Origin of the sequence: Empedobacter sp. UBA2044, from assembly GCF_002333005.1 — a bacterium.
In the GTDB taxonomy this organism is placed as follows: Bacteria; Bacteroidota; Bacteroidia; order Flavobacteriales; family Weeksellaceae; genus Empedobacter; species Empedobacter falsenii_B.
The window spans coordinates 98,371-110,942 of sequence record NZ_DDBA01000028.1; the positions used below are offsets into that span (position 1 = coordinate 98,371).

Annotated in this window: 13 protein-coding genes; 2 read left to right on the forward strand and 11 right to left on the reverse strand. The window is 31.5% G+C overall.

Translation table 11 applies throughout. The features are described 5' to 3' along the window. Positions 1-26: 26 nt before the first annotated feature. The 4 genes from B4E59_RS04835 to B4E59_RS04850 all read right to left on the reverse strand — a co-directional run bounded on the left by B4E59_RS04835 (position 27) and on the right by B4E59_RS04850 (position 6,768). The gene (locus B4E59_RS04835; protein WP_221855060.1) at positions 27-1,790 is read right to left on the reverse strand and encodes an AMP-dependent synthetase/ligase; all 1,764 of its coding nucleotides are present in this window, start codon (positions 1,788-1,790) and stop codon (positions 27-29) included. A 545-nt stretch (positions 1,791-2,335) separates the two neighbouring features. Then, positions 2,336-4,111, reverse strand: coding sequence for an AMP-dependent synthetase/ligase (locus B4E59_RS04840; RefSeq protein WP_291051746.1), 1,776 nt, complete (start codon positions 4,109-4,111; stop codon positions 2,336-2,338). A 131-nt stretch (positions 4,112-4,242) separates the two neighbouring features. Continuing rightward, positions 4,243-6,009 carry an AMP-dependent synthetase/ligase gene (locus B4E59_RS04845; protein WP_291048521.1) on the reverse strand — a complete coding sequence of 589 codons (1,767 nt, stop codon included), beginning with the start codon at positions 6,007-6,009 and terminating at the stop codon, positions 4,243-4,245. 105 nt (positions 6,010-6,114) lie between these two features. Then, positions 6,115-6,768, reverse strand: a complete 654-nt coding sequence (locus tag B4E59_RS04850) for a class I SAM-dependent methyltransferase (RefSeq protein ID WP_221855054.1) — start codon at positions 6,766-6,768, stop codon at positions 6,115-6,117. 107 nt (positions 6,769-6,875) lie between these two features. On the opposite strand from B4E59_RS04850, the gene B4E59_RS04855 reads away from it, so the two are divergent. Both B4E59_RS04855 and B4E59_RS04860 read left to right on the forward strand, forming a co-directional pair. Further along, positions 6,876-7,457 carry a DUF6642 family protein gene (locus B4E59_RS04855; protein ID WP_219033962.1) on the forward strand — a complete coding sequence of 194 codons (582 nt, stop codon included), beginning with the start codon at positions 6,876-6,878 and terminating at the stop codon, positions 7,455-7,457. A gap of 64 nt (positions 7,458-7,521) precedes the next feature. Further along, positions 7,522-8,922, forward strand: a complete 1,401-nt coding sequence (locus tag B4E59_RS04860; RefSeq protein WP_219033963.1) for an alkaline phosphatase — start codon at positions 7,522-7,524, stop codon at positions 8,920-8,922. A 54-nt stretch (positions 8,923-8,976) separates the two neighbouring features. Here B4E59_RS04860 and B4E59_RS04865 read toward each other — a convergent pair whose 3' ends face one another. Genes B4E59_RS04865 through B4E59_RS04895 form a run of 7 tightly spaced genes read right to left on the reverse strand, consistent with a single transcriptional unit; the run spans position 8,977 to position 12,572 of the window. After that, entirely contained in the window at positions 8,977-9,423 is a 447-nt protein-coding gene (locus B4E59_RS04865) for a VOC family protein (protein WP_280050962.1), read from the reverse strand. A 28-nt stretch (positions 9,424-9,451) separates the two neighbouring features. Further along, entirely contained in the window at positions 9,452-10,108 is a 657-nt protein-coding gene (locus B4E59_RS04870) for a DUF2461 domain-containing protein (protein WP_038330630.1), read from the reverse strand. A gap of 3 nt (positions 10,109-10,111) precedes the next feature. After that, on the reverse strand, positions 10,112-10,576 hold the full coding sequence (locus B4E59_RS04875; RefSeq protein WP_280045677.1) for a DUF1801 domain-containing protein: 465 nt from the start codon (positions 10,574-10,576) through the stop codon (positions 10,112-10,114). Continuing rightward, positions 10,576-11,505 carry a DUF1801 domain-containing protein gene (locus tag B4E59_RS04880; protein WP_291051753.1) on the reverse strand — a complete coding sequence of 310 codons (930 nt, stop codon included), beginning with the start codon at positions 11,503-11,505 and terminating at the stop codon, positions 10,576-10,578. Before B4E59_RS04880 ends, B4E59_RS04875 begins: the two co-directional genes overlap by 1 nt. Positions 11,506-11,510: 5 nt before the next feature. Continuing rightward, entirely contained in the window at positions 11,511-11,966 is a 456-nt protein-coding gene (locus tag B4E59_RS04885) for a hypothetical protein (RefSeq protein ID WP_291051756.1), read from the reverse strand. A gap of 3 nt (positions 11,967-11,969) precedes the next feature. After that, positions 11,970-12,152, reverse strand: a complete 183-nt coding sequence (locus B4E59_RS04890; RefSeq protein WP_291051759.1) for a hypothetical protein — start codon at positions 12,150-12,152, stop codon at positions 11,970-11,972. A 12-nt stretch (positions 12,153-12,164) separates the two neighbouring features. Then, the gene (locus B4E59_RS04895; protein WP_291051763.1) at positions 12,165-12,572 is read right to left on the reverse strand and encodes an SRPBCC family protein; all 408 of its coding nucleotides are present in this window, start codon (positions 12,570-12,572) and stop codon (positions 12,165-12,167) included.

The following is a 12,572-nucleotide window of genomic DNA, read 5'->3' on the forward strand; positions in this document are numbered from 1 at the left end:
TCTCAAAAAACTGAGACTCTTATTAATTATCCAAAAATTTCTTGGTATTGTTTCTTGTATTTTTCTAAAATAATTTTACGTTTAAATTTTAACGTTGGCGTTAATTCTCCACCTTCTACGGTCATTTCATTTGGAATAATTGCAATCTTTTTGATTTGTTCCCAATGTCCAAAATGATTATTCAGTTGATTGATTTCTTCTTCTAATTTCTTTTTGACAACATCGCTTTTCTGAAATTCATCATGAGGAAGATTTACAATTTCAAGAGCATTTGACTGCGACCATTTTTTTAGATTTGTATAACTCGGAACCACAAAAGCTCCAGGAAACTTCTCACCTTCTCCAACAACCATCAATTGCTCGATGAATGGCGATTCTACCATTTTCATTTCGATTTGTTGTGGAACAATATATTTCCCTCCCGAAGTTTTGTACATTTCTTTTTTACGGTCAACAATTTTCAAGAATTTATTGTCTATCCATTCTCCAATATCACCCGTGTATAGCCAACCATCTTTGATTTCTTCGGCAGTTTTTTCTGGTAAATTATGATAACCCATCATCACAATATCACCTTTTACTAAAATTTCGCCATCATCAGCCAATTTTACTTCAACACCTTTCAACGGAGGTCCAACAGTTCCTATCTTTTTACCTCGACGAAAACAATTCACCGCAATTACTGGCGAAGCTTCTGTCAATCCATAACCTTCATAAATTGGAATTTCGGCAGCTAAAAATACGCGAACAATTCGTTGTTGAATCGCTGCACTTCCCGTTACAATGGCTTTTAATTCGCCACCAAGTCCTTCGTACCATTTGTGTAAAACTAATTTTCGGGCAATTGCTAATTTCAAATTATAAATTGTAGAACGCTGATCATCTTCTAACACAAACTCATCGCCAACTTTTACAGCCCAATCAAAAATAGATTTCTTAAAACCTGATAATTGAGCTCCCGTTTGCATGATTTTTTCATAAACTTTTTCAATCACACGAGGAACAGCCGTAATCATATGCGGTTTAATTTCTTTTAAATTATCGCCAATCTTCTCCATCGATTCTGCAAAATATATCGAAATCCCCATGTACACATACAAATACTGAATTGTTCGCTCATACGCATGACAAGCAGGAAGAAAGGTCAAAGCACGATCATAAGGATCAAGTGGTGTTGAATATTCGCAAGCCATAACATCTGCAATAATATTTTTGTGCGACAACATCACACCTTTCGGATTTCCCGTTGTTCCTGATGTATAGATTAAAAAAGCTAAATCTTCGTGCTTTACATTTGCGGCACGTTTGTCTATTTCTTCTTGTTGAATTGTTTTTCCTTTTTCGATTAAAACATTCCAACTTTCTGTATTTTCAAATTCATCAATCGAGTACAGTTGCTCTAATGAAGGCAATTTTGTTTTGAGTTGATTGATTCGCGTATACAAATCGAGATTACTTGTAAAACACAATTTTATAGCCGAATCGCTAAAAATATATTCGTAATCGCTGTCAGAAATATTCGGATAAATCGCTACCACAACAGCTCCGATTTGTTGTATCGCATAATCTATCATATTCCATTCGACACGATTTTCTGAGATTAATCCCACTTTTTCACCTGGTTGAACTCCACAAGCGATTAATCCTTTTGAGATTGCATCAACATGTTCTAAAAAAGTTGTGGTTTTCATTGGTTTCCATTCTCCATTTTGTTTGGATACAAACATGGATAAATCAGGAAACTTTTCCAGCTGACGTTTTGGTAAATCAAAAATTCTGGTTGCTTCCATAGCGTACTTATAGTTTTGTAATTTTGAAAAGAATTCGTCGAAAATAGCGTAAAATGATGAGTTTTTCAAAAATTTTATCTTCAACTTAAAAAGAATTATATTCGTCATAACTATTACAATTATGAAATATCTAATTTTATTTCTCTTATTATTTTACTCTTGCAGTTCTGATTTTAAAAAGTCTTATATAATTGGAGATATTAAATTATATGAATTACAATGTTCTGGACACTATTATTTAAGCACTGATAATTGTGATTGTAAACATTTACCAACTAATTATTTTATTCCAAAAGGAGAAAATGATTCATTTTTTGAATTATTCTTAAGAGAGAATAATGGTAAACTTCAAGTTAATTCACTTTATAATGAATTTGAAACTCATGGAAATAGCTAAGAGAAAGTAGATTTTATTATATATACCGATAACGCTTCTTTTATGGATAGTATTGAAAAAGTAGATTATACTGTGATTCGTGGTTATACTAACGAAAGAATGAATCCATAAAAAAATCCCTCAACTCATTATGAATTGAGGGATTTTTTTATTTATAAATTTCTTCGAATTCTTTCTGATATTTCTTTAGAATAACTTTACGTTTTAATTTCAAAGTTGGAGTTAATTCTTCACCTTCAATCGTAAATTCATGCGCTAAAATTGCTGGTTTCTTAATCTGTTCCCAATTTCCAAAAAACTGATTTGCTTTACGAACTTCTTGATTAATTACTTTATGAACTTCTGTAGATGCTATGAATTCATCGCGAGAAAGATTACTAATTTCAGGTGCATTTTCTTTTGCCCATTCTTTCAGATTTGCATAATTCGGAACAATAAAAGCTGACGCAAATTTTTGCGCATCACCAACAACCATTGCTTGCTCAATAAAATTTGATTCGACAAGTTTTGTTTCAATTGGTTGAGGAACAACATATTTTCCACCAGAAATTTTGAACATTTCCTTTTTACGATCAATGATTTTCAAGAAATGACCTTCTCCTTCCTCCCAAACTCCAATATCACCTGTGTGCAACCATCCATCAATAATGACCTCATCGGTCGCTTTTTGATTTTTATAATAGACCATCATCACATTAGGACCTTGAACCAAAATTTCTCCATCTTCGGCTAATTTTACCTTAACATCTTTTATTGGTGAACCCACAGTCCCTATTCGAACACCTAATTTATGCGGATTATTTACAGTGATTAAAGGCGAAGTTTCCGTCATTCCATATCCTTCAAAAAATGGTAATCCAGCCGCCATAAAAACACGCGCAATTTTACCTTGCAACGAAGCACTTCCCGAAATAATATATTTGAAATTACCTCCTAACGCTTCATAAAATTTATTCAAAACTAATTTTCGAGCTAAAGCTAACTTCACATTATACACCAAAGATCGTTTCTTCGCATCAGGTTCATATTGAGAAGCAATATTAATCGCCCAATCAAAAACTTTTCGTTTTTTTCCTGTTAAAGCGCTACCTGTTTTTAGGATTTTCTCATAAACTTTTTCCATCACTCGAGGAACAGCAGTCATGATATGAGGTTGTACTTCATTGATATTATCACCAATTTTTTCAAAACCTTCGGCGAAATAAACCGTTACACCAATATATAAATAGGTATAAATTACAGTTCTTTCGTATGTATGACAAGGCGGTAAAAAAGTCAAACCTCTTGTTCCTTCTTCTAACACAACAATTTCTTTTGCCGCAATAAAATTCGAAACAAAATTATTATGAGACAACATTACACCTTTCGGTTTTCCTGTTGTTCCAGACGTATAAATTAAAGTTGCTAAATCTGAATTTCGAACAATTGAACTAAGATTATTTACATATTCGTCTGTTATATCTTTTCCAATTTCTTTTAATTCTGACCAATTTCTAGAATCTGGGAACTCATTAATTGCAAAAACATATTCTAAACTATAAATTGTCCCAAACATATTATTGATACGTTCATACAAATTTTTTGTACTTACAATACACAATTGTATTTCGGCATCATTGAAGATAAATTGATATTCAAAATCTGTAATATTTGGATAAATCGCTACCACAACCGCACCAATTTGCTGAATTGCAAAATCAATCACATGCCATTCATAGCGGCTTTCGCACACAAGTCCTACTCGATCGCCAGGTTTAACTCCCAGAGCTAATAAACCTTTCGAAATTTCTCTTGTTTGCGCAATAAATTCGGCTGGTTTTGTAAACTTCCATTCGCCATCAATTTTACTTGCAAACATATTATGATTGGGGTAAAGTTCTTGTTGACGATAAGCTAAGTCAAAAATTCGTGTAGGATTATTCATTTTTTAAATACTAAACTTTATAAAAAAGAGTGCAAATTTGGTGCAAAATTTTCATAAATCAGTTTTATTTCACGAAAAAAGCAAGATTAATAAAAATCTTGCTTCGTTATTTTTCTAAAAAATTGATGTTTTTATTGATAAATTCCGTCAATTTCTTTTTTATATTTTTCTGAAATGATTTTACGTTTCATCTTCAAAGTTGGCGTTAATTCTCCAGCTTCAATTGTAAATTCATAAGGCAGTAAATGAAATTTTTTAATTTTTTCCCAATTTCCAAAATTGACATTTAATTTATTGATTTCATTTCCTATCAATTCATAAATTTTTGGATGCGTTAAAAACTCTTCACGAGGTAAATTAATCAATGAAGATTCATTTGCTTTTGCCCAATCAATACAGTTTTCATAAGAAGGAATAACCAAAGCAGCAGGGAATTTTCGTCCTTCTCCAACTACCATAATTTGTTCGATATAATTAGATTCTGAAAGAATTTTCTCAATTTGTTGTGGCACAACATATTTTCCTCCAGAAGTTTTGAACATTTCTTTTTTACGATCGATAATTTTTAAGAATTTATCATCAACCCATTCTCCAATATCGCCCGTATACAACCAACCATCTTTCAAAACCTCAGCCGTCGCCTCAGAATTTTTATAATATCCTTGCATGATATTTTTACCTTTTGCTAAGATTTCTCCATCTTCAGCTAATTTAATCTCAATATCAATCAAAGGAATACCAACGGTTCCGATTTTCATTCCACGTTTGATACAATTTACAGATAAACAAGGTCCAGCTTCTGTTAAACCATAACCTTCGTAAATTGGAATTCCGGCTGCTAAATACAATTTTAATAAACGAGTTTGTAAAGTTGCACTTCCCGATGCAATTCCTTTGACATTACCGCCAAGCGCCGCTTTCCATTTCGAAAAAATTAATTTTCGAGCAATGTTTAATTGAAATTTATACCAAGCAGAAAGTTTTGATTCGTCTAAATCATACTGTTCTCCTAACGAAATTGCCCAAAAGAATAAAGCTCTTTTTACTCCTGTCAATTGTTCTCCAGTCGCCATTATTTTATCGTAAACTTTCTCTAAAACACGTGGAACAGCCGAAAAAATATGTGGTTGAACTTCTTTCATATCTTGCCCAATCGTATCCATTGATTGTGCAAAATAGATTGGTAATCCCATTTTGATGTACACGTATTGAAAGACGCGTTCATACGCATGACAAGCAGGTAAAAAAGACAACGCTTTATCATACGCTTTTACAGGAAAAGAATATTCGGAACTATTGACATCAGCCAATAAATTTTCGTGAGAAAGCATAACGCCTTTCGGGTTTCCTGTTGTTCCAGAAGTATAAATAAGAGTTGCTAAATCAGTTGGTTTTACATTGTCCATCTTCGTTTGTAAAACCTCATCAGAAATAGAAATTCCTTTCGAAATTAGCTCAATCCAATTTGGTGTATGCGGATAAGTATTAAATGTATAAACTTGTTCAAGATTTGGAATACGATCTTTGATTCCTAATAATCGTTGATACAACGCATCATTGCTCACAAAACAAAGTTTGATTTCGGCATCATTTAGAATAAATTCGTAATCATTATCCGAAATATTGGGATAAATTGCCACAACAACAGCTCCAATTTGCTGAATTGCAAAATCTACTAAATTCCATTCTAAACGATTTTCGCTGATTAACGCAACTTTATCATTTTGTTGAACACCATTTGCAATCAAACCTTTCGAAATATTATTTACTCGATTGATAAAATCTGTTGTCGAAATTCCCTTCCATTCTCCTTTTTCTTTGTAATTAAAAATCGAAATGTTAGGTGTATTTTTTTCTTGAAATCGAGATAAATCGAATACTCTTTGTGGTTGTTTCATATTCTTGAAATAAGGATACAAATTTCTGCTAATTCTTTCTACTTTAGAAATTATTTACTCATTCTTTTCTCAAAAAAATTAAGTTTATTATCAATAAAAATCATTTTATTTTTTTGCAATAATTATACTATACTCTCTTTCAACTTTTTCGCCAGCTTTGCTAATTACACTTTCTGAAAATGTTTTTCTATTTTCAATAGAAAATTTAGCTGATTTCAATAGTTTTATCACTTCGTCTTCTGTGTATAAATTGAAGCCAAATTGAGTAAAAGGTAAAGTTTCCATAAATTCCTTTTTAGCAAAAGTAAGAGCAAATTCCCCATTGAATTTCAAGACTCTATAAATTTCACTCAAGAAAAATTTAGGATTTTTCCAAAAATAGATTGTATTCACTGTGAAAATTTTATCAAAACGTTTTTCATAAAAATGAATTCTTTCATCCATAATTATTTCAAATCTAATATTTGCATTCAAATAATCAGAATTGTTCGTGATAGCACTATTTTTCATGACCTGTGAAAGTTCTAAACCAATATATTCTAAATCCTTTGCTTGATTTAATACATAAGGTAAATGCTTACAATTTCCATGACCTAACTCTAATATTTGTTCTTTATTTTGTAATTGTAAATGATCTATTGTCGTTTTTATCATACCAAAATTACTTTCATTCATTTGCTCACCAACTTCAATTCCTTCGTCTCCATTTGGACAACTCAATTGTTCCGCAAGATTTTGTAAATCAATATTATTTTTCATTAAATTTATTTATATAGAATAATTCTAAATTAATAAATATTAATCATTGTTCGCGTGATTTTAATCATTTAAAAATTACATCTTACCTTTGAAAAATAGTAAAATAGATGAAGGATATTATACGAACTGAAGACGAAGATGATTTCAAATTGTTTTGTTTGGAATCTGTAGCAGATATTGAAGAGCAAAATGATTCGCAATTATTGGAATTTTTGGAACATTTGGCTCGAGAATTTCAGATTACAAATGTTTATAAAACGACTGATAGCTTTGAAGGTTTCGAAGAAAGTTTGACCAATCTTCTTTATCATGATAAATATTTTAGAGATTATAAAATCATTTATTTAGTTTTTGAAGGCGAAGGAAATCAAATTCAAATTGATGATTATTACTATAGTTTGGAAGAAGTAGCAGAAATTTTTCAAGGAAAACTAACCGATAAAATTGTTCATTTTGCAAATACAATGAGTTTAAATTTGGAAGACGAAAGTTTTCAATATTTTATTGATGTTACAGGAGCAAAAGCCTTATCTGGATATGTAAACCCTTCTCCAATTTTGAGTACAATTTTAGATCAATATTATTTTTGTTTAGCAAAAGAAATTGATGACGAAGAAGAGCTTGTACATGCATTGTTTGATAAACACGCCAATATATGCCTGAAATTAGGATTTAGATTGTATCATTAATAAGATTTAACAATAAGCTAAAACACTTCTCAGAAATAATCTATTCATTTACAAAAATAATAAAATGGATAGACGTAAATTTCTTAGAGGATCGGCATTAATTTCTACAGGCTTAATTCTAAATCCTTTCGATTTATTTGCTCAAAATAAAATCAAACCTAATCTTTCTACAAATTCTGCAAAGAATATTATTTTTATGATAAGTGATGGAATGAGTTCCGGAACTCTTGCTATGGCTAATTTGTACAACATACAATTGCATGGAAAAAATGGTAATTGGATAAATCTTTATGAAGAAAATAAAGTAAAAAGAGCTTTAATGGACACCGCTTCTGCAAGTTCTATTGTTACCGATTCAGCTGCTGCAAGTTCAGCTTTTGGAGGTGGAATTCGTGTGAAAAATGGCGTATTAAATATTAGCACGAATGGAGAACATCATGTTCCGATTTGGCAAAAGTTCAAAAAAGCGGGTAAAAGAACAGGGTGTGTGACTACAGTTACTATTACTCATGCCACTCCAGCTGGTTTTTGTATAAATTCTGCAAGTAGAAATGCAGAACCAGAGATAGCTGAAAAATATGCCGAAATTGGCATTGATGTTTTATTAGGTGGTGGTGATGAGTTTTTTAATTCATCCAAAAGAGAAGACAAGAAAGATTTGTATGCTATTTATAAAAATAAAGGCTATCAAATTGCGAAAACAAAGGAGGAATTAGGAAAATCTCAAAACAATAAATCTCTATTAGGTATTTTCAATACTGGAGCAATTCCTTACGCAATCGATCATAAAAATCTCTCAAAAAATAAATCTATTCCTACACTTGCCGAAATGACTAAGGTTGCGATTGATAATTTGAAAGATCATCAAAATGGTTTTGTATTGCAAGTAGAAGCTGGAAAAGTGGATTGGGCGGCACATGCAAATGATGTTGCAGGATTAATAAATGATCAAATTGCATTTGATGAAACAATCAAAACTGTAATGGATTTTGCTGAAAAGGATGGAAATACGTTAGTTATCATCACAACTGATCACGGAAATGCAAATCCAGGAACTATTTATGGAGCTGATGTAAACAAAAAATTTGAAAGTATTGTTAATTATAAATATACCAACGAACATATTTTGAATGAAATTCACGAAGATTTTAATATACAAGAAATCAAAGATTGGATTGTCGAAACAAATGGTTTTAGTTTAACTGATGATGAAGCAAAACATATGTTAGATTTTTACAAAGGTTTGGATAAAGAAGAAGGATTATATAATTTCAAAAAGCTTCCGTTCAAATTTTTCTCTGAAATTCAGAAAAAACACAACAATGTAGGTTGGATAAGTATGGATCACTCGGGCGATTATGTAGAATTAGCTATGTATGGACCAGGAAGTGATTTGTTGAAGCCATTTGTAAAAAATACAGATCTTCATCAACTTATGTTACAAGCAACGAACGTAAATGTATAGTAAACAAAAACCTCTCAAGTTGAGAGGTTTTATGTTTTATTCTTAAACTATATTTTACATCGAATGCGCTTTATTTCCTTCGAAATGAATCATCCAAGGTGTTCCAAATTGATCAATAAAAGACGCATAAAGCTCAGCAAAAAACTGCTCAGCCAAAGGCATTTCTAACGATTTTGCATTTACCGAAAGACGATCATATAATTGATGCGCTTCTGCGGGATTATCAACATCAAGCATAATGTAATTATTATTTCCAGCTTTGTATTGATGTCCAAATTCTTCAATAATATCAGAACCCATTAACATTGTTGTTTCATTAATAAACAATGCCACATGCGAAACTTTATCCTTTGCACTTTCTGGAATCTGAAATTCTGGATTTGGCGGCATATCTACCATTTTATACATCCCAATATTTTGCGTTTCAAAAACAGTTTCATAAAACTGAAATGCCTTTTCGCAATCTCCGTTAAAATTTAAGTAAGCGTGTACTTTAGCCATAATATAGTGTTTTTTTGTGATTATTTTTTTAATATAATGGTTGACCATTTTCATCGGTTGTTAAAACCTCTGTCATATAATTCAAAAATGGTTGAAGAACCTGAATTGATTTCGCCACTTTCTGCGGAAAATCTTTTGCTAAAACTTCTTCATCCGTGAAATTCTTGATAAATAAATATTGCTTTTTACGCAACAATTCAATTCGCTCATGATCTTTCGAAAAACCTTTTGGAGCAGATTTCACTTCTTCTCCTTGCATTTCTCCAAACTCATTCATAATTGTTTTGGATTGAAGAATCTTCGCTAATTCATCCGAAACTTCAATATCTTTTCTAATACGAAGCAAATCATCGCGCTCTGGTCCCCAAAAACCAACACCTATAAAATTATGATTCGGTTGAATATGGAAATAATACCCACCTCTATTAAGTGGCTTTTTGCGACCTGTTTGCGCAGAAAAATGAGTTTTATAAGGAGTTTTATCATGAGAAAAACGAACATCTCTATAAATTCTATAAATTTTAAGCGGTTCTAATTCTTCCTTTTTACTTAATTCTTGGTAAATCACATTGAAAATTGAATCTGCTTCAGCTTTCGCTGTATCAAATTCAACTTTATGTTCTGTAAACCATTCGCGGTTATTATTTTTTTCTAATTTTTTTAAAAATTTATCGATTTGTGACATGATTTATTTTTTTCGAGTAAGTAGTACTTTTTCATAATTTTCTATCCATTGTTGTGGCGTAATTTTTTGCGCTAATTCTTCGATTAATTTGAACGGAATATCTTCCACTTTTTTGAAACGAATACAACTTTTTCCCATATCTAATTTACGTTTCGAGTATTTTGGATATTCACCAACAAACCAATTCAGCAATTTGTCGTCCATATAAATTCCCATGTGATATAACGCAATAAAATTCTTTTGAGAAGCGATATTGATAAACGGCAACGGCGATTTCGGATCGCAATGATAACCATTCGGATAAAGTGAATGCGGCACAACAAACCCAAGATGACCATAGCTCAACTGCAACTCGAAACCAGCGGGTAAATTATCCGCCAAAATTTTAATTAATTTCTCAACAGCTTCTTTTCTTTCTACTGGAATTGACGTTAAGTATTCTTCTAAATTTGCGACTTCGTATTGCATTATTTTCGGTATTTATCATTCAAACCTTTGCCTTCCATAATCATAGGTTTTATTTTTTCGATGCGAGAAATTTTCGTTTTCTCTTGTTTTGCTTCATCAATATATTCAATGTATTCTTTTTGTTTTCCATTAATTAAAGCTTTAAATGAAGTAAATAACTTATCATCTTGATTTAAAACATCTTTCAAAATTCCATCAACTTCTTTTGGCGTAGATTTTTGAGGTTTTATTTCTTTTCCATCTTTCACTAATTGAATCGCTTCTAAGACATATTCTCTTACTTTTTCGACATCAATTTCATCGGCAGAATTAAATCGCCATTGACGCAAAGCTTTCGTTTTTTCTTCATTTGCGTTCACCAAAACTTTGTATGGATCTTTCAAGAAAACACCATTTTGAAACCACAACGCAAAATGATTTTTGAAGCCACTAAATGCTAACACATTTTTCTTGTTGAACGTGTAAATATCTCCACCCCATTTAAACTCTTTTATAAGTTCTGTTTCATTTACAACTTGTTGAATTGTCTCATTCGCTTCCGTCGAATTTGCATTGTATTTTGTCCATTCTCCAGTTTTTAGATCTTTCATCAAATTAACTTTATACAACACAATTTCCTTTAACAATTTCTTCGGTAAAGCTTTATCCAAGGGAAGTTGTATTGCTCCTTTTGATGTTTTATAATCGGTCAAATCATTTATAAAATGTTCGATTGTTTCAGCTCCAGGATAAATTACTACATGATTTTTAAACATCGCAAAATGAATAACATTTCCATTCAAACGAAATGTTGGCATTTTATAATTAATCGTTTCTGTTGCTTGTGGTACAGTTTCGTGAATAATTTTTCTTATGTTTTCTAAAATCTCCTGTTTAGTTTGATCAAACCCAAGAATATATTCATCAATAGTTGTGAAATTATCTGTCATCATCATTAATCCTCGCAAATTTCTTTTAACTTGCGCAGTGCATTTATCCACATTTCTCTGACTTGAGCTTCTGGAAAAACCTGATCATCTATTTCTACCGAACAGGTTAATCGTGTGTGACCTTCTACATCTTCCAATTTATACGTTTCTTCTGTATTTTTCCACGCATCAATTTCTGGTCCATCAAAAATCTCTTGACCATCTTCGTTCAGCTTTCCTATATGACGCATTTTGATTGATTTTCCTACAATATTTTCATCTATAGTAGCAATCATCGCAGCCGAACCTTTCTCGGTCTCATAAGTGAAATAAACATGAGAACCTTCGGACCAATCTCCTTTAAAATCTGAAGTTTCACTAAACGGTTTCGTCCAAATTTTATACGAATCTGGCGCAATCATTACTTTATGCACATGCTTGGGCCGCGCATAAATAACTTCTGTAAACGATACTTTTTTCATATTTTAAGCATTTGCTAATCCAAAAACAGCTCCAGCAGGATCTTCTACAATTGCAAATTGAAGATTTCCTTCTTTATTTTTAATCTCATGAATAGATTTCCATCCCATTTCCAACGCTTTTTGCAAACTTTCCACAACATTTATCAACGGAAACCATTTGACCATTTTTGATTTATTTTCATCCATCTTCTACTATTTTTAGCGTTTTGATTCAACATAATTTTTGAACCTATTCAAAATAGCTTGCCAACCTTGTTTTTGCATTTCAGTAGAATTTTGACTTTCTGGTTCAAATTTTTCTGTGATTTTGGTTAAATTATTCTCTTCATGAAAATTTATTTCAACCTTGCGACCATCTGCAATGTAGTAACGAATAAATTTATTTGGAATGATTTCGTCATATTTAGCTTCAAATTCGAATTGAAAACTACCATCTTTTGCAGCCATCGTACTGTTTAGTTTTCCTCCAACTTGCAAATCATTTTCTGCTTTCGGACAATGCCAATCATCAGAAGCTTGATTCCATTTTACAATATCTTCAGGAGAATTAAAAGCTTTCCAAACTTGATCTATTGGAGCATTTATTATTGTTTCAATTGTGATCAT